Source organism: Bacillota bacterium, assembly GCA_012518215.1.
In the GTDB taxonomy this organism is placed as follows: domain Bacteria; phylum Bacillota; class Dethiobacteria; order DTU022; family PWGO01; genus JAAYSV01.
In genome coordinates this window covers 1-23789 of sequence record JAAYSV010000006.1, presented here as the reverse complement: position 1 = coordinate 23789, position 23789 = coordinate 1, and the positions used below count along the sequence as shown (strand labels likewise).

The 23789-nt window shown below is 49.4% G+C and carries 16 protein-coding genes and 2 tRNA genes; 9 read left to right on the top strand and 9 right to left on the bottom strand.

The features are described 5' to 3' along the window. The first annotated feature begins 11 nt into the window (after window positions 1-11). Window positions 12-1715 (top strand): acyl--CoA ligase, encoded by a 1704-nt coding sequence (locus GX364_00475; protein ID NLI69327.1) that lies wholly within the window; start codon window positions 12-14, stop codon window positions 1713-1715. Window positions 1716-1833: 118 nt separating this feature from the next. On the opposite strand, the gene GX364_00470 is transcribed toward GX364_00475, so the two are convergent. Beyond that, a complete protein-coding gene (locus tag GX364_00470; GenBank protein NLI69326.1) occupies window positions 1834-2370 on the bottom strand; it encodes a macro domain-containing protein in 537 nt (178 codons plus the stop codon). 47 nt (window positions 2371-2417) lie between these two features. Then, a complete protein-coding gene (locus GX364_00465; GenBank protein NLI69325.1) occupies window positions 2418-3842 on the bottom strand; it encodes a Gfo/Idh/MocA family oxidoreductase in 1425 nt (474 codons plus the stop codon). 337 nt (window positions 3843-4179) lie between these two features. Between GX364_00465 and GX364_00460 the strand changes: the two genes are divergently transcribed. Next, window positions 4180-7791 carry an efflux RND transporter permease subunit gene (locus GX364_00460; GenBank protein ID NLI69324.1) on the top strand — a complete coding sequence of 1204 codons (3612 nt, stop codon included), beginning with the start codon at window positions 4180-4182 and terminating at the stop codon, window positions 7789-7791. A 26-nt stretch (window positions 7792-7817) separates the two neighbouring features. Here the strand turns inward: GX364_00460 and GX364_00455 are convergent, their stop codons facing one another. From GX364_00455 to pdxS, 7 genes are all read right to left on the bottom strand, one after another. Then, window positions 7818-9512: a hypothetical protein gene (locus GX364_00455; GenBank protein NLI69323.1), complete on the bottom strand. Its 1695-nt coding sequence runs from the start codon at window positions 9510-9512 to the stop codon at window positions 7818-7820. 90 nt (window positions 9513-9602) lie between these two features. After that, on the bottom strand, window positions 9603-10262 hold the full coding sequence (locus GX364_00450; GenBank protein NLI69322.1) for a thymidylate synthase: 660 nt from the start codon (window positions 10260-10262) through the stop codon (window positions 9603-9605). A 243-nt stretch (window positions 10263-10505) separates the two neighbouring features. Next, window positions 10506-10591, bottom strand: a tRNA-Tyr gene (locus tag GX364_00445). A 339-nt stretch (window positions 10592-10930) separates the two neighbouring features. Next, window positions 10931-11006: transfer RNA gene (locus GX364_00440), tRNA-Thr, on the bottom strand. Window positions 11007-11123: 117 nt separating this feature from the next. Then, a complete protein-coding gene (locus GX364_00435) occupies window positions 11124-12812 on the bottom strand; it encodes an MFS transporter (GenBank protein NLI69321.1) in 1689 nt (562 codons plus the stop codon). A gap of 99 nt (window positions 12813-12911) precedes the next feature. Next, window positions 12912-14597 (bottom strand): MFS transporter, encoded by a 1686-nt coding sequence (locus GX364_00430; GenBank protein ID NLI69320.1) that lies wholly within the window; start codon window positions 14595-14597, stop codon window positions 12912-12914. Between the two features lie 324 nt (window positions 14598-14921). Further along, window positions 14922-15803: a pyridoxal 5'-phosphate synthase lyase subunit PdxS gene (gene pdxS, locus GX364_00425; protein ID NLI69319.1), complete on the bottom strand. Its 882-nt coding sequence runs from the start codon at window positions 15801-15803 to the stop codon at window positions 14922-14924. A 340-nt stretch (window positions 15804-16143) separates the two neighbouring features. On the opposite strand from pdxS, the gene GX364_00420 reads away from it, so the two are divergent. From GX364_00420 to GX364_00390, 7 genes are all read left to right on the top strand, one after another. Beyond that, the gene (locus GX364_00420; GenBank protein NLI69318.1) at window positions 16144-17163 is read left to right on the top strand and encodes a tetratricopeptide repeat protein; all 1020 of its coding nucleotides are present in this window, start codon (window positions 16144-16146) and stop codon (window positions 17161-17163) included. Between the two features lie 107 nt (window positions 17164-17270). Continuing rightward, window positions 17271-18086: an S-methyl-5'-thioadenosine phosphorylase gene (mtnP, locus tag GX364_00415; protein NLI69317.1), complete on the top strand. Its 816-nt coding sequence runs from the start codon at window positions 17271-17273 to the stop codon at window positions 18084-18086. Between the two features lie 18 nt (window positions 18087-18104). Further along, window positions 18105-19142, top strand: coding sequence for an S-methyl-5-thioribose-1-phosphate isomerase (gene mtnA / locus GX364_00410; protein NLI69316.1), 1038 nt, complete (start codon window positions 18105-18107; stop codon window positions 19140-19142). A gap of 61 nt (window positions 19143-19203) precedes the next feature. After that, the gene (locus GX364_00405; protein ID NLI69315.1) at window positions 19204-20523 is read left to right on the top strand and encodes an amidohydrolase; all 1320 of its coding nucleotides are present in this window, start codon (window positions 19204-19206) and stop codon (window positions 20521-20523) included. Window positions 20524-20555: 32 nt separating this feature from the next. After that, window positions 20556-21380 (top strand): 5'/3'-nucleotidase SurE, encoded by an 825-nt coding sequence (gene surE / locus GX364_00400; GenBank protein NLI69314.1) that lies wholly within the window; start codon window positions 20556-20558, stop codon window positions 21378-21380. Window positions 21381-21440: 60 nt separating this feature from the next. Next, entirely contained in the window at window positions 21441-22865 is a 1425-nt protein-coding gene (locus tag GX364_00395; protein ID NLI69313.1) for an RtcB family protein, read from the top strand. 99 nt (window positions 22866-22964) lie between these two features. Next, window positions 22965-23699 carry a hypothetical protein gene (locus tag GX364_00390; GenBank protein NLI69312.1) on the top strand — a complete coding sequence of 245 codons (735 nt, stop codon included), beginning with the start codon at window positions 22965-22967 and terminating at the stop codon, window positions 23697-23699. Window positions 23700-23789 lie beyond the last annotated feature (90 nt).

Here is a 23789-nt window from a genome sequence, read left to right as displayed (position 1 = left end):
TAAATAAAGCAATGAAAGACCCTGCCAAGGATCAATTGACCAAGGAAATGTACCGGAACCTTCTCCCCAATCTGGCTGACTATGTTGAAAAATACGCCAGGGAAAAGCCCAAAGGGTTGGCCATAATCGAACATAACACCGGTGAAAAAGTCACCTGGAAGGAATTCAACACTTCTGTATCGGCATTTGCAGCCAAGCTCCTCTCCATAGGCCTGCAAAAAGGAGATATCATCGCTACAAGTTTACCTCTGTTGAAGGAACATATGTATCTTATGTACGCCTGTTTCCGTATCGGGGTAATCATTGCCCCGCTGGACCTGAGGCTGAAAGAACTTGAAATCAAGTACTGCCTTGAAAAGTTGAAGCCCAAAGCCTACTTTTTTCTGGGCAAAACACCCGTTGCCGATTTCAGGCCCATGATTGCCAAGGTGATGAAGTCAGCCCCTTACGTGCGCCACTGGATACAATTCCAGACAGAACCCGAGCTGGTCATGGATAATGCTCAGGGCATCTCGGAATTTGTCAAGGATATCAAGAAAGTTTATATCAAGAGCCTTTTCACGCGTAGTGTGAAAAAGGCAAAAGCCAAAGTTAAAAAGAGAGATGGGTGCATCATCATCTTCACCACCGGATCGACCGGTTCACCCAAACCGGCAGTGCTCTGCCACGAAGGCATATTGACACAAAATATCGGCCTGGCGGTAGCCTTTGAACTCGTGGAAGAAGACAGATTTCTCGTCAATCTTCCACCGTCCCATGTCGGGTGTACGACCGAGCAACTGGCTACAACCATCTTTGGCGGTGGCACCCAGGTGATCTTGCATATCTTCGATCCCAAGTTGAGCCTGGAGGCTATTCAAGAACACAAGGTAACTTGCATCGGGCAGATACCCGCCCTCTTCAACATGGAATGGCTTTTACCTGAATATGACTCCTACGATCTCTCCAGTTTACGCTTTGCCATCTATGGTGGCCAGGCTGTTTCGCGGGAGTTTCTGGTCAAGATGAAAGCGATGGCGCCGAGAATCGGAACCGGATTGGGTCTTACCGAAACGTCCGGCTTCTGCACCTATACCGATGTCAATGCCGATGTGGATGAAATCTGCCGCAGTATCGGCTACGATATGCCACTATGCCCCATCAGCATCCGCGACCCCATGGACAGGGATGGCAATGCCGGCAAAGAAAAACCCCCCGGCGAAGTGGGAGAAATATGCTTCAGCGGCCCCCAGATCTTCCTGGGCTATCTGAATGATCCCGAGAATACGGAAAAGACCATATCCAGGGATGGAATCTGTTATACCGGAGATCTGGGGTATTATGACGAAGAAGGACTGCATTTCTCCGGAAGATCCAAGATGGTGATCAAACCCAAGGGCTATCAGGTTTATCCCGACGATGTTGAACGCCACATCATCAAGAAGTTGAAAGAAAAGATCAATATGGTCGCTGTACTAGGCGCAGAGCATGCCATCTTTTCTGAAGGGATCATTGCTTTCGTGGAGCCGCTGGAAGGGGTAAGCGTTTCACCCGAAGAGGTTCTGGAAGCATGTCAGGATATATCTTCCTATTCAAGGCCCTCTCATGTGGAAATAGTGGAAACGGGGCAGTTCCCATTGAACAGGGTGGCCAAGACAGATTATCTTTTGTTGAAGGAAGAAGCCAAAAAAATCGTCGAGATCCTGCGCGGGGAAGGAAAATGGGATCGGGGATAATCCGGATCCCGGAAAAAAGATACGAAGAGGCCTCCTTTGAAGGAGGCCTCTTTTTTCAACTCGACCGAATCCGAACGGTAGAGAACAGGAGCCATGTTCAGCCTGTTTCCTTTTCCATTCATGCAGGGTTTGAAGCGGGCATTGCCTTCTCGTGAACAGCCAGGTCTGCATCACTGTGAAGCACGAAGCGAACTTCTTTGACATGCTGCAGATCCCTGGCCATTCTGGCCACCAGGTTCAAGGCAACTGCAGCTGCCTCGGCCACCGGATAGCCAAAAATACCCGTGGAGATTGCCGGAAAAGCCACCGAGGAGATCTTCCTGTCTTCCGCAATCTGCAAAGAATTGCGGTAGCAGTTCCTCAAGATTTCATCCTCGGGTTTATCAACGCCATAAACCGGCCCGAGGGTATGTATGACATATTTATTGGGAAGATTGTGAGCGCCGGTTATCACAGCCTCACCGGGCTTGATCGGCCCAAGTGGTACACATTCTTCCTTGAGGCCCGGCCCTGCCGCCCGATGAATCGCCCCGGCCACGCCGCCTCCAGGCAAAAGGCGTGCATTGGCTGCATTGACAATCGCCTCCATATCTTTCTGCTTCACTATATCACCCTTGATACACTCGACCATAACTCCATGATACTCCTTTTTCATGAACCAGACCCCCATCATCAAAATATAAAATGCCCCTTTCAGGCATCTCAAACAGCAAACCCGCGCTCGGCACCATCGCTGTATTCCCTCAGCTCATCCATCAACACTATTTTATCTTTTTGCCGCGATATTTCTGCCGCAAAAGCCATGAGATGGCTTTCCAGGGATGCTTTTGCAGACGTAAGCACCTTGGAAACCTTGTTGTTTTTTTCCTCTTCCAGAAATTTAACCAGAGACTTCATTATGCCGTCATCCCCGCCCAGATGCCCCGACAGGGACAGATCGGTTTTCATCAAAACCCTCTTTCTCACGTTATGATGATCATAAGTCGCAATTTCCTGGTTTTCGGCCGTGAATTTCCCCAGCAAGGTGCCCTTGGTTCCTTCAATTCTGATCCATCGCCCCTCCGAAGAAGCAAAGCCATGAACGGTCAAAGTCGCTTTTACATCATTTTCGAATTCCATGCTGACGATCTGGTTATCGCATACATCGTTGTCGCAATGGAAAACGCAACGTCCGTAGGGCCCTTCTTTCAAAGCCCGCTCCTTGCCCTCTTTCGAAAAGTCATCAGTAATAACAGAAGCCGGCCACATGTCCCATTCCACGAGTGTCTTCAAAGGACGGTAGATCATGCTGGCAAATTTCATGATAAAGGGGCAGTCCAGGGCAATCCTGGCCACGAGTCTCTTGTAAAAATATCGGGATCGCAAACCTACCTGCAACAAGGGTTCGGCCCTGCCATAGAGACGCGGGGCGTACCATTGACAGTTATCTTTGAGCGCACAATTATCGAGGCAACGAAGGGCAGCATTTTCCGGCGCATTCTCTTTCCGGTAGAAATTCAGTCCACCAAAAGAGCTCAGCTTTTTCACCGGGGAACCAACAAGCCAGTGGATGATGTCCAGGTCATGACAGGTTTTGGCCAGAATCATGGGACTCGACTCTTCGGTTCGGCTCCAGTTGCCTCTCACGTAGGAATGTGCAAAGTGCCAGTAGGAAACATTTTCACTATGGTTTATGTTTGTAATTCTTCCGATCCGGCCTTCTTCAACTACTCTTTTAATCGTGGAAAAGAATGGTGTATAGCGCAGGACATGGGCAACCCACAACTGCTTGCCAGACTGTTCAGCAATATTGATCATCCGGTAACATTCTTCCGGTGTCGTGGCCATGGGTTTCTCAACCATGACGTGATACCCAAGCCCCAGCGCCTTCAATACCGGAGCTGTATGCATCTGATCCTGGGTGGCGACAAAACATATGTCAGCCATTTTTTCCTGCTCCAGGATATCTTCCCAGGATTCGAAACATTTTTCAGGGCCGATGCCATGCGCCGCAGCAAACTTTTCACGCCTGACGGGCCTTGGCTCGGCAACCGCTACAAATCTTATTCTTTTTTTATTTTTCAGTGCCCACTGTCCGTATACACCGCTTCCCCTGTCACCTGCACCGATCAAGATAGCAGTTACCATAACTGTACAACCACCCTCTCAATATGTCTCCCCATATTTATATTATAGATGCTGATCATTATCATTAGTATAAGAAACAGGGGTAGCAAAGTAAAGACAAAGAGCGATATTGTTATTATTTTCAACAATTATCTTCCTATTCCCAGACTTTTTCCAGTTCAAAATCTTTTCCGATCAGGATCCGGTTCAAGCCATTGGCCGGAGGGTTTTTCGCAGTAATGGCTTCACTGCCGCGGTCCGGCGATAAATATTATTTGGCCAACAAGATGCGGTTATGTTAAAATGTTTGTGTTGTATTTTTTTAGATAAAAGCAGGTATAGCCATGAGGACCAGAAAATGAATCTAGCAAAACTGGCTGTAGAACGGCCGATTGCAACATGCACCATACTACTTCTTGTCATGGTTATCGGCATCGTTTCATTGTCCCAGGCTTCTCTCGGCCTTCTGCCAGATATAGAACCCCCGGTCCTTGCGGTCATCACCCTTTTTCCGGGAAGCGCCCCCCAGGAAACTCTTAGCCTGGTCACAGAACCAATCGAGGATATGGCCTCCACCACCAGCGGTCTGACCACGCTTTATTCTTTTTCACAGGAAAGCCTTTCCTTGATCGTCCTCCAGTTCAAATGGGGTACCAATGTCAGTGCACTGAGGGAAGATATCGGTGCACGACTGGACCTGCTTACCTTGCCGGAAGGCGTCCAGCGTCCCATAATACTGGAATTCGACCCGACCATGATGCCTATCATGCAGGTTTCGGTAAGCGGAAGCGAGGATCTGATTGCACTCACCGACCAGGCCCATGAAGTCATTGCCCCCCGTTTGGACACCGTCCCGGGTATTGCCAGCGTCAGCGTTGAGGGGGGAATCAACCAGGACCTTTTTGTTCACCTTTCTCCCAGAATGGTGGAAGAGAACAATCTATCCTTCAGTACGATCGTGGATATTCTGAGAGCCAGTCTACTCGATATACCGGCAGGCATCAAGGATATAGACGAACACAATGTCCGATTGCGATTCGTGGGCAAAACCCCGGACATCGATTTGATCAGGAATATCGTCGTCGGGTTCAACATGGACGAGGAGAAATTAAAAAATATTATAGGAAAATCAATCAACATCGACCTCAACAAGCATCTATCTTCCATGGACCTTCCGGAGTTCAAACCGGAAGATATTCCGATGGAAACCATCTATCTGAAAGACATGGTCGAAGATATTCACATAGATAAAGATCGCAATTATGTATCTATCACACTTGCACCTGACCAGCAGGACGATACGGTTTCTACCGACACTCTGGTCGATCTTCTCCCCCCGGAATGGAGAGAATATCTGCCCTGGGAACCCGCCGATGACCTTCTCCCCCCCGAAGAACTGGATCAGGGACAGATAATCATACCGATTCAGGATGATTACCTGAAGAACATTGACGAGGAGCAGATCGGGAACCTGGTTGTCAGCAGGGTCCCGGATTATGAATTGTGGATGGAACAGATCAAGGCGGGGGTTACCAGGGAGCTCGATCATGCATCACGAAAAATCGAAGATTCCCTGGCCGAACTTGCCTTGACTTACATCCTTACCCAGGCAGGCATGGCCGATCAAACCCAGATGTTCGAGGGGGATCTCCCCCTGATTCCCATATATCTCGGGTCGATAGGCGATATCGGAATCGCCAAACACCCCCAAAGCACCATAACGAGGATAAATCGGCAACCGGGCATCAGTCTTATCCTCCAGAAGGAGGGAGACGCCAATACCGTGGCCGTGGCCCGTGAAGTCCGCAAGGTTCTTGATGAGATAAAAGATGAATTCGCTTCCGATGGGAAAGAGATCTCCTATGCCTTCCCGCTTGACCAGGGACGCGAAATAGAGATGGCACTCAAGGATCTGGGGTGGACACTTCTTGGAGGCGCCTTGCTGGCCATCGTCATACTCATGCTCTTTTTAAAAAATTGGCGTACCGCCTTGATCATCGGGCTTTCCATCCCCACAGCCGTCATCTTCACTTTTTCCATTCTCTATTTCACGAAGATGACCATCAACCTGATGACCCTGGGAGGGTTGGCCCTGTCCGCCGGGATGCTCGTTGACAACTCGATCGTGGTCAGTGAAAATATCTATCGTCATTTTCAGCTCGGGGCAACACCGAGGGATGCTGCCGTCAAGGGCAGCAACGAGGTTTTTGGAGCCATATTTGCCTCCACCCTCACGACCATATGTGTCTTCTTTCCCGTGGTGTTTCTTAGCGGAATAGCCGGTGAACTGTTCACCGAATTCGCCGTCACGGTAGCCTGTGCCCTGCTGGCCTCACTGGTGATCGCCCTGACCGTCGTCCCCCTTCTGGCTTCCATCCTTCTGGGAACAGGCAAGGATATGGAAGCTGCCCCGCCACGTTTGCCATTTTACCGCCGCATCATGGACAGGGCCATCAAATACAGGTGGCCCGTGGCTGTCGGAGGGGTCCTCTTTTTTCTGCTCGGAGTGATGTTTTACCCGTCGCTGGGCACCGACCTCTTTCCCATTCCGGAGGAGCCATCATTTTCCATAGATATCACCCTGCCACCCGGTACACCGATGCATCATACGGATGATTATGTAAAAGAGGTGGAACAGATACTCGAGCAGTACGATCAGATCGATTCTTTCTCTGCCCGGGTCGGTGATGCTGGTTTCCTGGGGATGGCCATGGAATCCGGGATGACCAATCAAGCCCGGATCAAAGTTCGCCTGAACCAGGATTCATTCAGGGATATAGATAACCTGATTGCCCGGATACGAAAACAGACGGCAAAGATATTGCCGGAAGCAGAACTGATCTTTACCAGGGAAACGCTCCTCGAAGCATCCGGCATGGAAGTGGGATTGGAGCTTGACATCGAGGGAGAATCCCTGGAAAAGGTGAAGGACCTTTCAGCGGTGGTAGCCGAAAAACTGGGGGCTTTGCCCACTCTCACCGACGTCAAATCCTTGATGGAAGAGAACCGCCCCGAAATTCATATCAATATCGATCAGGAGAAAGCCCTCGAAAATGGGATTACCACCTTCCAGATTGCCATGGCCATACGGCAGGCAATCCAGGGTGTAACGGTAACCAATCTGGAAATAGATGACAATCTGTACAGTTTGATCGTCGGCTACAAGGAAGATGAACTTTCCACCACGGAAGAACTTGAGAAAATCAGCGTGCAGACCATGACTGGATCTCACGTACGGCTTGAAGATGTAGCCACTCTCGAGGAATCTTTCGGGCCGCTCAGTATCCCCCGCAAGAACAAACACATTATCGGTCAGGTACAGGCCCAATACCGGGGCCTTGATTTTGGCACAGCGCAGGATGAGGCCCTGAACGCCCTTGAAGAAATCGATATCCCGCCCGGCTACAAGATTGAACCTTCGGGTACCGCCAAGATAATGGAGGAAGCTTTCGGTGAACTGGAACTGGTCTTCATTGTTGCCGCGTTGCTGGTATATTTCGTCATGGCCGCGCAGTTTGAATCTGTTCTCTATCCTTTTATCATCATATTGAGTCTTCCGCTGGCCTATACAGGTGCCATTCTGGCCCTTCTCATCACCCGGAACAGCGTAAGTGTCCCGGCCATGATCGGGGCCATTGTCCTCTCGGGAGTTTTTGTAAACAGCGGCATCATCATGGTTGATTTCATCAATCAGCTGCGTCAGATTCACAAATTGCCCCTGAAAGAAGCCATTGTCGAAGGTGCGGTGGCTCGCCTGAGACCGATCCTGATGACCACCCTGACTACCATCCTGGGACTTCTGCCGCTTGCTTTCGGCATGGGGCAGGGAAGCCAGATCCAGGCCCCGATGGCTATTGCCATCATCGGCGGCCAGACCGGCGGCACTTTGCTGCTGCTGGTCTTCATACCGGTGTTGTATTACCTGTTTAGCCGCCGTGCAGAAAAAAAAGAAACGAAGCATTCCAGTTAGCATCTTTGCAATATATACTGAAGGAACTACCGGGGAAGGTTGATATTTCTTGTTATTTCGGGAGACAGCTTGTAATTCCGCTCGAAGGTAATCAATCCATTGCGTTCCTGGTATGTATCGTACTGCTGTGTATAACAATACCCACAGACCCAATCCTCTTCCATGATCGCCCGGGTGTAATCACGAAGATTTTCTTCCAATCCCTTGCCTTTCTTGCTTCGATAAAAACCGAACCCGCCGTATTCGCTGATCATGATAGGTTGGCCACTGTATCTGGCTCCCGGCGCAAGGGGCCTTTTTACAATCGGGATCCAGGGAAACAGGAGGTTGTAGAGATGCCCCAACAGCCCGTATTCCATATTTTTTCCTGAACGGTAACGCTTGAACATCTGTTGAAATCTCTTCGCCGAAGGCGCGACCAGAGGATAAAGATGGATATCGACAATATCCGAATCCACATGATCGAAACCGCTATTGTCGATCACCGGGCGTGTGCGATCAAAGTTGCGGGTAAATGCAACCACTTTCTTTATGAAGAGGCGTGTGCTTTTTTTCCAGAACAGATCCATAACCCCCCAGGTTTCGTTGAAAGGAACCCAGGCAATGATGCAGGGATGGTTGAAATCCCGCCTCATGAATTGTTTCCATTCTTCAAAGAGGCCCTTCCTGCTGGCCCTGGATGGTAGATAGAATGAGGGCATCTCCGCCCAGGTCAGAAGGCCGAGAGTGTCGCACCAGTAAAGCAGCCTTTTATCCTCTATCTTCTGATGAATGCGGATCCCGTTGTAGCCCATTTCCTTGACCATTTCAACATCTCGCCGCAACACCTGATCATCAGTGGCCGTATAATGCCCCCCCGGGTAATAACCCTGGTTGAGGAGAAGTTTCTGATAAAGAGGGCGGCCGTTAAGGAAGATCCGGTCGCCCTTGATACTGATCTCCCTCCACCCGAAATAACTTTCAACCTGGTCGCTTACTGCCCCATCCGGGCCTTTCAGTGTATAATACACCCTGTACAGATCTGGCTTGTCCGGGGACCAGGGAAATATTTTCTTCAAGGCGATGCTCAACGAACTTTGGACTCCTTCGAGTTCTGTCTCCACGGAAGCAGATCTGCCTCCCTCCGGATCGACTACCCTGATCAATATCCGTGCTCCGGTGTCCCGGTTCAACCTGATCTTGAAAACCATGCTCTCCTTCCTGTAGTCGGGCAGGAGCAGAACCTCTTCCAGATATGTTGAACCAACGCTTTCCAGCCAGACCGTCTGCCATATCCCGCTGACCGGCCGATAAAATATCATGAAGTCTTTTTTGAGAAAACTTTGTTTGCCCCGCACCTGGAACATGGATCGAGAATCCTCGGCCTTGACCACCAGGACATTCTCCCCTTCGTTCAGGAAAGAGGTGATATCAAAACTGAAAGGAGTGTATCCCCCCCGGTGCTCGCCTGCAAAATGCCCGTTGATCCAGCACCGGGCATGATAGTCAACTGCACCGAAATGGAGCAGCGCTGGTCTGCCCTTCATCTTCGGGGGCATGGTAAACCGTTTTAGATACCAGAGGAAACGGGGTGGATGCGCCCGGGACTTTCCGCTGGCATCGGACTCCACCGGGAAGGGAACGATGATTTTGTCGGGCAAGGATGTCCTGTTGAACCACTTCTCCTTCTCACCCACTCCTCCGGGATCATAGGCAAAATCCCATTCGCCGTTCAGATTCATCCAGGTTTTTCTCTGAAAATCCGGGCGGGGGTACTCCGGCCGAGGCATTATGTCTACCAATACAAGTTCCTCTCCTTCGATTTTTCCAGATTAGCATTGATGTATGTTCAACGTATTTACCAGGGGGAAATACTGTTCGTACAGGTGAGCCCCCGAGGAATAAGCAACTATCGGCCCGTCCTCGGCTGGAAAGGAAAGTTGCATCAGGATATATTCTTTCAACAATTGCAACCCCCCTATGTTCTCCGGAAAACCGGCAAAAAGATCCCAGGACCTGAAGAAAAGGGACATGAGAAGCCTGCCTTCGACGATTTTAAAATCAACCACCCGCAGGCAGGGAGGGTCCTCAAGTTCGATACTGTCCTGATCACCAATATTCATACAAGCCTGGTTGGTGGCTCCCCCGGAAACATTCAACAAATAAATCAGCCTGTCCAGCTGCCGGGAAATGTACTGTCCATAGGTGTAGTCTTCCTTCTCCCCTTTTGTGTCGGTAGCCAGGTACTCATAAAAATAAGCCTGGATCTTCTCTTCGGATGTGGGTGCAGGAATGCTTGAACTTTCTGGCATGGAAACAGCCAGGGGCCTGATTCCCGGATTTTCAATGACAACAGCGAGGTGATCGAGCTGTTTTCGTATCTGTCCCTCGTAGCTACCTTTCTCGATCTTGTAACTGTACCCGTATCGGGCGCAGGACCACATCGACATCCTCCAGGCTTGCTCTATCGTCCGTTCTTTGATGATCCTCAACCGCAACAACCCCTTTGGCCTTATTTCACCTTTTTCAGGCTTTTTTTATATTATATATTACCATCTATTGCCCGATAATTAAAGTTCATTCAAACTTCGGGCTCCGCAGGCCGGGTCGCCCCACGGCGTATCGGATGTACAACACCCATTCCGTATCCGTACACAAACAGGGGAAGGCCCTGTCCGGCCTTCCCCTGCTTTACCGTCTGACTTCGACCGTCAAATCGGGTGAAGAAATAAAAATGGTGGAGAGGACTGGATTCGAACCAGTGAAGGCACTGCCAGCAGATTTACAGTCTGCCCCCTTTGGCCAACTTGGGTACCTCTCCACACAAATCCCTGTCAAAGCAAATTTTATTTGGCCGGGGAAATCCGAGCTGTAACCGCCACCCATCCGGTGCTGTTTGCGTTTTTCCCCACGCATATTTTACATGAGTATAGCAAGGCTGTCAAGAAAGCCGGAGAGTCAGATATTTCGAGCCGCCCCTGTTTCATGACAGCAATTACCCTTCACCTCAACTGTACATACGTTCGGGCAATAGCAAGTTACAATGCCGGATCATGGTTGATCCCGGAATCGCATATTTTTTTGACTGACTCCGATAGCTTTCACGCCATTACATAAAAAACCCGGCATCTCGTACCGGGATCGAAACTATTTGTTTTGCTGGAGCCGACGGGGGGACTCGAACCCTCAACCTGCTGATTACAAATCAGCTGCTCTGCCAATTGAGCTACGTCGGCCCGGATTACCCCTTCTGACTGACGAAACATATTATATCCCACGTTCAATGATATTTCAAGGGGCAGAAACAACGAATGCCTGCCGCCAACAATGTATCGTGTCCATCCCTGGCTGAATCAAAGTCCATTGGTTTTCTCTGTAAACCATGACATTACATCTTCCTCGCCCGCCTCTATCCTCGTTTCAAGCTCTATCCTTGTCTTCTCATCGCAAAGGCCATCCCGGCAATTGGCCCGTACTTTCAGTATGTCCATGATCTGATCATGCCTTTTTTCGGAAAGATCCCAGAAAAACATGGGTATGGTCCCCAAAATACCACTGATTATACCGACCAGACACATTGCCCTGATGATGGGATTGATCACGCCGGCGTTGTAAAGAGGGCTGATAACTCCTTCCACTTCTCCCATGTAGCCAAAATATTTCTGCACATTGGGTTGGATGAAAGCAGGTAATATGCCAAATACGGCCATGAGTATCCCCGAAAACTGTGACAGAAAACCTTCCAATCGGTCACCTGTCCTGTATTGTTGATAGTCGTACAACTGCGATGTGATGGCCGGTTGGGTGACCACCTGCACCGCATTGAATAACGTAATCAGATAACAGGAGGCCAACAGCAGATAGGGGTAATCGAGCAAAAATATCATCGGGATGGTAAAGAAAATGGAACCTGCATTGGAATATATGATCAGATTCCGCTTCCCGACCTTGTTGATAAGCCATGGTGCCAGCAACATTCCGGGAACGCTGGCTGTACCCAGGATGGTGGCGAAAATGGACTGCACGCTGGCAGCGTAGGCCTCCGATGCTTTTGGGGCCAGCATATAGACACAGATCCAGACGAAAAAAGAAGTTCCGACCAGTTTGAATATTCCCAGAACGGTGCTAGTATTCAAAATCCAGAAATACTTGTTTTCCAGGGTCCGCTTGACACCATCAAGAAAACTGACCCTGTGTCTGAAGGTTTTGTGGACTACTATTCTTTCCCTGGTGTAAAAAGCAGCGATCAGCCCCCAACCAAAACAAACGATAGCCATGATGGGCAGGATCCATTGGAAGGTGCCGATGGCATTGACCCCTTGAACTATGACCGTCTTCTCCCCCAGCTCATTTACCCCGTAGACCGTGAAGAGGAGATTGGCAAGCAATGGAAAGATGAAATTGACAATGGTCGGGCCCAGTGAATAGATGAAAGCACCGTAAGACATCAGTTCGGTTCGTTCCTCGGGGCTGGGCGAGATCACCTGAACCAGGGCGATAAATGCGTTGGAGTAGATTACAATAAAAATCTGTTGCAAGTTGAACAGAATGGCAAAAACGATCACCATGGCAAGATGATTGTCGATCATGGGCGGAATCCACCCGATGGCAAAAAAGAGGATGACGATGGGAATGGGCATTGAAATCAGATAAGGCCTGAATTTTCCATACCTGGTGTTGGTATTATCAATGATCATGCCAATCAAGGGTGATCGAATCAATACGAACAGGCTGCCGGCTATCCCCACCCACATGATTTCATCATTGGTAAAATTCAAAGCTGCGGCAATGTAGATCCCGTAAGTAAGGGCAATGAAAAACGGTAACATCGTTCCGCCCACCGCACCCATACCGCCAACAGAATAAGCAAAAAATTCCTTGAATGGCAGATAGCGTCCCGGGGGAGGAACATGCCAATGATCCTTCAGGTATTTTATGTAATCCGGGATTTTTTGGAAGGGGTTTCCGGTTCTGGCGGTGCTCCCGGGAACATCGGTTGCACTTTCGCGAGGGGGGTGAACCCTGTTTTGAAATTTGTCCATTGTTTGTTACCTTGATTTCTTTTTTTCCATGAAAACATCACCATACCCGGCATTTTTCAAAAAATCCCCGCCCTGGTTCAGACAGCGATTGTTACCACACTATTTTTTATCTACGTTTTCAAACCATGCCAGAATATTTTTCTCTCCCGCTTCTATCCTGGCTTCAAGCTCTATCTTCGTCTTTTCATCGCAGAGACCATCCTCGAAATTGGCCCGTACTTTGAGGATGTCCATGATCTGGTTATGTCTCTTTTCCGAGAGATCCCAGAAAAACATGGGGATGGTGCAGATGATTCCACTGATTATTCCGATGATACACATCGTTCTGATAATGGGATTGATCACATCGGCACTGTAAAGGGGACTGATGACTCCTTCCATCTCGCCCATATAACCAAAATATTTCTGAACGTTCGGTTGTATAAAAGCAATCATGATCGTAAAAATGGCCAGGATTATGGCCGTGAATTGTGACAGAAACCCCTCCAGCCGGTCACCCGTTTTATATTGCTGGTAATCATACAACTGCGAGGTGATAGCCGGTTTGGTGACCACCTGTACCGCATTGAAGAGAGTGATCAGAAAACAGCTGGCCAGCAACAAATAGGGATAATCGAGGAAAAAGATCATCGGCACTGTGAAAATAATGGTGCCCATGTTTGAATATACAATCAAGTTCCGCTTGCCAAATCTGTTGATAAGCCATGGCGCCAGAAGCATGCCCGGCACACATGCCATGCCCATGATCGTTGTGAAAATTGATTGTACGCTGGCAGCAAATGCCTCCGACATTTGCGGGGCAAGCATATAATTGCAGATCCAGACAACAAAGGTAAGGGCAATCAGTTTCAACGCTTCCAGAGCTGTGCTAGCGTTCAAAATCCAGAAATACTTGTTCTCCAGGGTTCGCCTGACTCCTTCAAGGAACCCGATCCGATGTTTGAATTTTTTGGGAACAACGATTCTCTCCTCGGTAAAGAAAGCGGCAATCAGGCCAAAACCAAAAAACAAAATGGCCAGGATGGGCAGGACCCATCTGAAAGTCCCGATAGCATTGATTCCCTGAACAACGATGATCTTCTTTCCCCACTCGTTTGTCCCCCAGACCGTGAACAGAAGATTGGCGGCCAGGGGGAAAATAATATTGATCAGGGAAGGACCCAGTGAATATATAAATGCACCATAAGACATCAGATCGGTCCGCTCTTCCGGGCTTGGTGAGATAACCTGAACAAGTGATGTAAATGCGGTGGTATAAATGACGATAAAAATCTGTTGCAAATTGAACAGAATGGCAAAAACAATCACCATGGTAAGGTGATTGCCAATCATGGGCGGGATCCAGCCGATGGCAAAAAAAAGGATAATGATAGGAATGGGCATTGAAATCAGATAGGGCCTGAATTTTCCGTAGCGGGTGTTGGTATTGTCAATGATCATGCCGATCAACGGTGACCGGATCAAAACAAATATGCTGCTGGCAATCCCTACCCACATGATCTCATCATTGGTGAAATTCAAAGCTGCGGCTATGTAGAGTCCGTAAGTCAAGGTAACAAAAAATGGCAGCGTCTGGCCGCCGTAAACACCTATGCCCCCGACCGAATAAGCGAAGAATTCTTTGAATGAAAGATGACGTCCGGGGGGAGGTTCATTCCAGTGTTTTCCAAAATATTTTCCGTAGCCGAGGAGCTTCTGAAAAAAGCCTTCGGTTTTGACGGGGGTGTTGCTATCCTGGGGGCTTTCATTGCCGGAAACCTGAACCCTGCTATCATGTACGTTCATAAATATACCTGCTACTGTGTGATATAAAGCATATCCATTATATAAAACCCATGGTAACAAATACAGTGTTAAAAATAACCCTTTTTCAAAAACGGATTATTTCCCGGTCCCGGACATGGCCATCAGATGTTTTTCCAATTTATGAGCCTTTTAACTCTGTCCCCCCATCCCCGTTCAACTTGTTACGAGCCGTCAAAAATCACTACCATAAATACTTCCCGGAAAACTACTTCCAGGACAGATGATACCAATGAAACCATTCCCGGACCCGGCAGTAGCCTTGATCATTCCGGGCCAGGAGTGTCTTGCCGACATTTTTCTGCCCTACACCCCGCGCTCCTGCATACGATCGGAATCGTCCAGCGACGAGATTTCCATCCCTTTCATCGCCTCGCCCAGTCCACGTGATATATTGACCAGGACAGAGGGATCATCGTAGTGCAACGTCGCCTTGACGATGGCCGCCGCCCGCGCCGCCGGTTGGTCAGATTTGAAAATCCCTGAACCAACAAAGATCCCATCAGATCCCAGTTGCATCATCAGGGATGCATCGGCAGGGGTTGCAATGCCGCCGGCAGCAAAATTGGCCACCGGAAGACGCCCTTCCTTCTTGACCAGCTTCAGTAATTCTATACTCACTCCCATTTGCTTGGCCAGAACGACGAGTTCCTCGTCTGGAGTCTCCATCACCTGGCGCAATTCCGCATTGACACAACGGATATGGCGCACAGCTTCCACCACGTTTCCGGTGCCCGGTTCACCTTTGGTGCGGATCATCGAAGCCCCCTCGGACAACCGCCTCAACGCTTCCCCCAGATCCCTGGCTCCACAAACGAACGGAACTTTGAAGTTGTGCTTGTCCAGATGAAACACCTCATCCACCGGGGTAAGCACTTCGCTTTCATCAATATAATCCACGCCGATCTCTTCAAGTATCTGGGCCTCGGCGATATGCCCTATCCTTACTTTGGCCATCACCGGAATATCTACCGCTTCCATTATCCTGACAATTATTTCGGGATCGGCCATGCGCGCCACCCCTCCCGCAGCCCTGATATCGGCGGGAACCCTTTCCAGAGCCATAACTGCAACTGCCCCGGCTTCCTCGGCAATGCGGGCCTGCTCGGGAGTTGTAACGTCCATTATAACGCCGCGTTTTTTGATCTCGATCCCCTTCACCATTTTCTCGGCCCCGGTTTCTTTCATGAATCATGCCCTCCTTTGAGTGCCACTATTGAATATAACAAGTTTTGTAGAATTGAAAAACCGATCAGTTAAAACATTCCCCTGCAACTCCATCAATTTTATCAAAGTTGCAAGGTGTAATCAAGTTGGTAAATCAAGCCCGGAACACACCCCATGAGCGAATCGAGGTGCGATTTTCCAGGAAACAGCGAACATGAATTTGTCCGTGATGATTCATGTTTTTTCCGCTTATTTTGTCTGTTCCTCCATGGACTGCATAAGAAATAATCTATTGGCAAATTAATATTACCATAAGCATGATGGACGGCCCATCATTGTCGACCCAAAAGGAGCAAGGATAATGTTCGCCGGATTTTCAGCCGTCTTCGAAGCACTCGATCTGATCGAGAGTGAACTCGAAAATGGAATCAACGAGCAGGAAAAGAACAAGGTTGCCGACATCATGATTTCTTTACGCGGCACCATGGACAAGTGTGTTCAAAACTGGTTGAAATTCGAGGAACGCGTCAATGCCATCCAGGAAAAATATAATATTGTTCTGCCCGACACTCTTCCGGATGGATTCCTCGATGATTTCACGAATTGGGAGGACTCCTTCCTGTCCAAGGAACCATCCGGAAAGGATACTGAAATCAAAAAGGACGGTCAACTGTTGTCCGGCATCAATCCGGAAACCGATGCCAACGACAAAGTTTCCGCCAATAACATCAAAACAAGTTTTATCAGCATCAGTGAAGAAAAAGCGATCACTTCCTTCCGCAAGGGGCTTGGATTCTGGGATCTGGCCATGCTGGACGAGGCGGTAAAAGAATTCGAGAAGGTGACAAAGATGGAGCCGAATTTTATCATTGGCCACTTCTGCCTCGGCCTCTCTTCAAACCAGAAAGGGGATCATGAAAAAGCTCTTCAGGAGTTGAAACTCGTTACTGCCCTCGACAGCGATCCTGCCACCAAGGCACTTGCTTACAATACCATCGGCAGTATCTATGCCGATCAGGGCAAATATCAATGGGGCCTGGAAAATTTCAAAAAGGCTATCGGGGCGGATGCCGGTCTGGTAGAAGCGCATTTCAACCAGGGTGCTGCCCTCTACAACATGGCATCCTATGAAAAAGCTGTGAAAGCCTTCATGAAGGTACTGGAATCCACCCCGGATGATTGGGAAGTGTTTTTTTACCTGGGCAAAGCAATGGGGTATCTGGGGAAATGGGATGAATCCCTTGATTTTCTGGAAAAAGCATATCGCTTGAATCCCCACGAGCCATTCATAACTTTCGAGTTGGGTGTCGTCCATCGTTTTCTGGGCCACCGCAACAAAGCATCACTATATTTTTTTGCCACCCAAAGATTGCTCAAGTAGATCCACTGAATGCAGGACTTTTGGACTTTGCCGACGAATTGATAAACTTCGGGAGCAGTATCCTTCTTCACCATCTGCATATAAACAGGAGGTAAATTTCATTGTCCCTGAAAATCGGCCTCATCGGAGGGACAGGCCTTTACGGCCTTGAATTTCTCGAAAAAGTAGAAAAAATAATGGTATCGACCATCTACGGCCAGGCAAGGATAAGCAAGGCAACGGTTGACGGCATCGAAGTGTTTTTTCTGCCGCGGCATGGCAGCAAACACAGCGTCCCCCCCCATCTTGTCAATTACCGGGCCAATGTTGCCGCCTTGAAATTTTTGGGTGTAAAAAAGGTATTTGCCACCGCAGCTTCGGGTTCCCTGAACCGCAAAATGCCCCCGGGTTCAATCGTGATTATCGATCAATTTATTGACCTGACCAGCGGGCGTCCCTCCACTTTCTATGACGGCACCAACTACCCTGTCGCGCATACCGACTTTACGGAACCTTATTGTCCGGGGTTGCGTGAAGTAATCATGGATGAATGCCGAAAAGCTGGGCACGATTATTTTGATCGGGGCACCTACATCGCAACGGAAGGGCCCCGTTTTGAAACCCCTGCTGAAATTCGCGCTTACCGGCATATGGGGGGCGACCTGGTGGGGATGACCAATGTCCCCGAGGTTGTGCTAGCACGTGAGGCCGGGCTCTGCTATGCAGCCGTGGCATTGGTTACCAACTATGCTGCCGGGATATCCCCGGATATCCTCAGCCATGAAGAAGTCCTCGAAGTGATGGCCTTGCATGGTGAAAGAATCAGCAAGCTTTTCCTGTCATCGATTCTTAATACACCGGAGCATGGAAAATGTTCCTGCTTCTCTGCCGGCGAGCATTTCGAGATAAACGGCAGCGTACATAACGTTTATGATGAAAAATAATGGAGTCGTGTTGACTGTATGCAACCCATGATCTGGGATGATAAAGCCCGAAATTTGAAATTGCTGGATCAGAGAATCCTCCCTCACCGGATTCTCTATCATCATTGCCACAATGCAGATGATGTCGCCCGGGCCATTGCTTCCATGGTTGTCAGGGGGGCCCCCGCTATAGGAATATGCGCTGCATTCGGACTGGCCCTGGAAGCTCTTTCTGCCATTGCCAGACCGGGGATTGCAGAGGAAAACTTCTGGTCGGAAATGAGAAGCGCCTACCACCGCCTCAGCGAATCACGCCCCACCGCTGTCAACCTGGAGTGGGCCTTGAGACGTATATGGTCAATCAAGGACAGAGCAAGTTCACCTTCCCTGATCGCCGATCTTTGGCTTGAAGAAGCAAAATCAATAATGCATGCGGACATTGCGGTCAACAAAAAAATCGGTGGTTTCGGTGCCGCACTTGTAAACGATGGAGCCACGGTACTGACTCACTGCAACGCCGGTGCACTGGCCACAGGTGGTTGGGGAACAGCGTTGGGAGTTTTTCGCTCGGCATATCATGAGGGGAAAAAATTTGCCGTATTCGCATGTGAAACAAGACCGTACCTGCAGGGTGCCCGGCTGACGGCTTTTGAATTGCAGCGGGGGGGCATGGAAGTTATCCTGATCACCGATAGCTGCGCCGCCACGGTCATGGCTGAAGGAAAAATCGATCTGATTATAACCGGGGCGGACCGCATTGCCGCGAACGGGGACACGGCCAACAAGATCGGAACATATGCGCTGGCCATCCTTGCTCATTATCACCATATCCCATTTTATATCGCCGCCCCTGTCTCTACCATCGATTTCAACCTGGATGAAGGCAGCCGCATACAGATCGAAAAACGGGATCCACGCGAGGTAACTCACTTTGCAGATAAACTCATTGCTCCTGAAGGAGTTACCGCTTACAACCCCTCTTTCGATGTAACACCGGGAACATTGATTGACGGTTTTATCACCGAAAGGGGCATATTCAAATATGATGAAATAATTGAATTGAACAGAAGCACCTGAATCCCGGGCATGGCAGCTTTTGTTTATCAATTAGATTCCTTTTGCAGGGAGGTTAAAATAAATGCCGTCTCTTTTTATCAGAAATGCCACCATAGTTACCATGGATGATGACCGAAATATCTTTGAAGGCTCTCTCTTGATCGGCGGTGGGCTCATCATGCGTGTAATTGAAGGCATCACAACGGATGACAATCTGGCCCGCCTGGCACTGCCACCCACCACAGAAATAATCGATGCCTCCGGCCTGATCGTCATGCCAGGAATGATAAATACCCATGGCCACGCAGCCATGACACTTTTCAGGGGATTCGCCGATGACCTGCCCCTGCAGGAATGGCTGGAAGAAAAAATATGGCCGCTTGAAAACCTCCTGACCGCGGAAGATATTTTCTGGGGAACGATGCTCGGCATTGCGGAGATGATCCGCAGCGGAACAACCACCTTTACCGATATGTACTTTTCCATGGATCAGGTAGCCAGGGCTGTTGAAATCACGGGTATCAGGGCTGTACTGGCACATGGAATAGTGGGAACAAGCGGGCGGCTGGAGAAAGACCTGTATGATACCGAAAAACTGGTTGAAAACTGGCACGGTGGTGCGGGAGGGCGTATAACCGTTACCCTCGGCCCACATGCACCCTACACCTGCCCCCCGGAATCCTTGAAAAGAATAATTTCCCTGGCTGAAAAAGTAAACCTTCCCATCCAGATCCACATGTCTGAAAGCAGGCTCGAAATTGAAAACTGCCTGAAAGAACACGGAGTCACCCCCGTGGAACTGGTTGACAGGGTCGGTCTTTTTGAAGGCCGAAAAGTCATCTGTGCTCATTGCGTCCATCTTCGTAACCATGACATTGATATATTGGCTGCAAGGAAAGCCGGGGTTGCTCACAACCCGACCAGCAATCTTAAATTGGGAAGTGGGATTGCCCCCGTCATAGATATGCTTCAAGCAGGCATCAAGGTCGGTATTGGCACCGATGGTGCAGCAAGCAATAACAACCTGGACATGTTTGAAGAGATGCGCCTCGCTGCCCTCCTGCCCAAGGGGTTGGAAGAAAACCCCTCTCTCCTGCCGGCCGCCAAAGCCCTTCAGCTGGCAACCACGAACGGGGCTGAAATACTTTTTTTGCCGAAGACAGGGGTGATTGAAGAGGGATATCGCGCCGACATCATCGGTATAACCAGAGATCTTCCCCATCTCCAGCCCCCCCATGATGTTGAAGCTCATCTGGTTTATTCTGCCTCCGGTTCCGATGTGGAACTAAGCATTGTCGATGGCAGAATATTGATGAAAGAGGGTAAACTTGTTACTATGGATGAGGAAAGAATATTTTTTGAAACCGATCGAAGAGCAAGACGACTGGCGACAGATAATTAGTTTTTGTTCAAAAAAACGGAGTGGTTCATTTCATGTTCAAAAATTCAATCCTTGTTACCAACGACGATGGTATCTTTGCCGAAGGCATACAGGTTCTCAGCCAGAAAATATTCGAGGCATACAGTCAGGAGTTGGGCATATCGATCGTGGCTCCCGATCACGAACAAAGTGCGGTGGGGCATGCTATTACCATGCACCGCCCACTCCGTGTGGAACCTGTTAGATATTTACACAATCCGGAATTGGCCGCATGGTCCGTTAACGGCACCCCATCGGACTGTGTAAAACTGGCCGTCGAGTCTCTCCTGCCGGAAAGACCTTCATTGGTCATTTCCGGTATCAATCAAGGGAGCAACCTTGGAACCGACATCTTCTACTCGGGAACCGTGTCGGCGGCCGTGGAAGGGGTCATTCTGGGAATACCATCCATCGCCATCTCCCTTGTCAAGCCTGATGAATCCGGTTTTGAATTCTCGGCCAGGTTCGCCTGCCGCCTGATACCCCTTCTGATCGAAACCAGCCTTCCACCCGGGACTTTGCTCAATATCAATGTCCCGCCCGGCACCGGTGATAAGATCAAAGGGGCCCGCGTAACCCGCCTGGGAGACCGCCGCTACCGCAACACTTTCCAGAAGAGAACCGACCCTCGCGGCAAACACTATTACTGGCTAGCCGGCGATGTCATCGAAACACAAAATGAGGAAGAATTCGATGTGGGCGCAAGCAAGGAAGGTTACATTTCCATCACGCCGATCCATTTCGACCTCACACGCTACGATCTGTTTGAAACCCTGCAAAAAACAATCGATCGTATCGATCTTTTTGCCAAAAATGAACGTGTTGATACCGAGATTTGACCATTTTTTCCGGATAAATAATTCTGGATATCATTTATATTACAGGGAGGAAACCCCGCCATGACCATATTGCGGCCTTCAAGCAAAAACTGCTATGTTATCCCCAGGCAGGGCGCGATGCGCGTTGAAGCCCGGGTTTATCTATCCAAAAAGATGGCCCGCTCTTTTGCTGAAAAAGAAACCCTGGCCCAGCTCATGGACGCGGCATCCCTCCCGGGCGTTTACAGGTATGTTCTGGGGATGCCTGACATTCATAAAGGTTTCGGCTTGCCCATCGGCGGAGTGATGGCCATGGACAGCGAGGATGGGGTAGTTTCTTCCGGAGCAGTGGGCATGGACATCAACTGCGGTGTCCGTCTCCTGAAAACAAATATTCCGGCAAGTGAAATGGACAAACCGTTACTCCGCAAGATCATGCAGGCGATCACTGCCAGAGTCCCAACCGGAATCGGAAAAGAAAGCCGACATGTTGGAAATATCAAAGATATCTTGAACAAAGTCGTAACCGGCGGGGTTCCCGCATTGATCCAGATGGGCCTTGGCAGAGGAGAGGATATCGATTCCATCGAAGAACGGGGCAAATTCCCCGGTGCCGACCTCGGATCCGTGAGCAAGAAGGCAATCTCGAGAAGCAACCAGCTATCCACCATCGGTGGCGGAAACCATTTTATCGAAATCGGGCATGTTGCCGAAGTTTTTGACAGAGACTTTGCCGGCAGGATGGGGTTACGGGAGGGGTACCTTACCGTCCTCATCCATACCGGAAGCCGGGGGTTCGGCCATCAGATCTGTACCGACTATTCGCGGACCATGAAGAAGGACGCTGCCCGTATGAAAATTTCCCTGCCCAATGCCGGGCTTGCCTGTGTCCCTATCAGATCACCGGAAGGCAGGAAATACCTGGCAGCCATGGCCTGCGCCGTGAACTTCGCTTTCTGCAATCGCCAATGGATCACCCATGACATACGGGAAGCCTTCGCCGAAATTCTGGGTGGTAGAGACACCGATTATGACCTGGGTATCGTCTACGACGTTGCCCACAATATCGCCAAGTTTGAAAAAATTGATGGAAAAACGCTATTGATTCATCGTAAAGGTGCAACGCGTGCACTCCCACCCGGACATCAGCTCAATCCACCAAAATTCCGCCATACCGGCCATCCGGCCATTATTCCGGGCAGCATGGGGACCTCATCATACATTGTAACCGCAACCGAAAAGGTGTCGGCGACCTTCAATTCGGTCAACCATGGCGCCGGCCGCCGCCTCTCCCGTTCCGCAGCAAAAAGGGAAATATCGGTCAAGGAACTGGAGAAGAAAATGAAAGATATCCTGATCATGGGGCGTGATTTCCGCGCCTATCTCGATGAAGCTCCCCAGGCATACAAGGATATTGAAACTGTCATTGACACCCTGGCCGAAATCGGCATTACCCGCAAGGTAGCCCGCCTCTTCCCCCTGGCAGTCATCAAGGGTGAAGAATAGCCCCATTATATTGTCATTTCCATATCCTCATGTGCATTATTGTAACGGTAGAGGCATACCCATTAACCAGAAGGATGTATTTTACCCGGGGTAAAGCACATGAATTTTAAAATCAATTCCCGCAGTTGGCACAGGCCCGACCTCTTCTGGCTGGGTATATCGATCTTGAATATTTTGATCATAGTCTCCCTTGCCTGCCTGGTTTTTTTACGTTCACCCGCCCGTGGATCTCCCGCCTACAATCTGGCCGTGAAAGCCCTTGATAACTTGAAAAATAATGACAATTATGTTCTCTATATTTATGAACATGCCGGAGAGAATTCCCTGGGTTTCAGGGGGCATTACACCGAGGGAAATTTGACCGGTCTGATCCTCGAGCACAATGTGCATATTCTTTATAAACCCGGACGACTATATGTCCGTCATGATGAGGATTCGGATTGGGAAAGTGCGGGGCATGCAGAACTTGCAGAATTGGAAGCTTTCCTCACCACCCCTCACGAAATAATGACCCTGATCGGTGACGAGCTTGCCAATGTTCTCATGGGGCCGGAAAAAGGCCGTGATGACAGAATATATAAAACTGTATACTGGGTTATCGAAACCCCCGAAATCATTGAAAGCCTCTTCCCCGCCCTGGATCCGGCCACCGTGGAAGAAGGCACCCTCGGTATGGAAATAGCAGCCATCGATTGTACCATATGTCAATTCAGAATCAATCTGGTTCTGGCCAATTCCGCCGATGAAAAGCAGATTGTGCAGCGTACCTTGAACATATCCTCCGAAAAGCGAAAAGTTGTCAAGGAAAAGGGAAAATGTCCTGAAAACGAGTAAACATTAGCCCCAAGGTATAGCTATAATCAAGAATAATTTGCTGTTGTGTACAGCAAATCTTCGTAGGTTAAGCCCTCTGGAATTTCCCGG

Coding starts and splice junctions, on each gene's coding strand:
- GX364_00395 (NLI69313.1), top strand. CDS start 21,441: ATGACCATATTGCGGCCTTCAAGCAAAAACTGCTATGTTATCCCCAGG.
- GX364_00435 (NLI69321.1), bottom strand. CDS start 12,812: ATGGACAAATTTCAAAACAGGGTTCACCCCCCTCGCGAAAGTGCAACC.
- surE (NLI69314.1), top strand. CDS start 20,556: ATGTTCAAAAATTCAATCCTTGTTACCAACGACGATGGTATCTTTGCC.
- mtnA (NLI69316.1), top strand. CDS start 18,105: ATGCAACCCATGATCTGGGATGATAAAGCCCGAAATTTGAAATTGCTG.
- GX364_00455 (NLI69323.1), bottom strand. CDS start 9,512: ATGAATCTGAACGGCGAATGGGATTTTGCCTATGATCCCGGAGGAGTG.
- GX364_00430 (NLI69320.1), bottom strand. CDS start 14,597: ATGAACGTACATGATAGCAGGGTTCAGGTTTCCGGCAATGAAAGCCCC.
- GX364_00405 (NLI69315.1), top strand. CDS start 19,204: ATGCCGTCTCTTTTTATCAGAAATGCCACCATAGTTACCATGGATGAT.
- GX364_00460 (NLI69324.1), top strand. CDS start 4,180: ATGAATCTAGCAAAACTGGCTGTAGAACGGCCGATTGCAACATGCACC.
- GX364_00390 (NLI69312.1), top strand. CDS start 22,965: ATGAATTTTAAAATCAATTCCCGCAGTTGGCACAGGCCCGACCTCTTC.
- pdxS (NLI69319.1), bottom strand. CDS start 15,803: ATGAAAGAAACCGGGGCCGAGAAAATGGTGAAGGGGATCGAGATCAAA.
- GX364_00470 (NLI69326.1), bottom strand. CDS start 2,370: ATGAAAAAGGAGTATCATGGAGTTATGGTCGAGTGTATCAAGGGTGAT.
- GX364_00475 (NLI69327.1), top strand. CDS start 12: ATGAAAGACCCTGCCAAGGATCAATTGACCAAGGAAATGTACCGGAAC.
- GX364_00465 (NLI69325.1), bottom strand. CDS start 3,842: ATGGTAACTGCTATCTTGATCGGTGCAGGTGACAGGGGAAGCGGTGTA.
- GX364_00420 (NLI69318.1), top strand. CDS start 16,144: ATGTTCGCCGGATTTTCAGCCGTCTTCGAAGCACTCGATCTGATCGAG.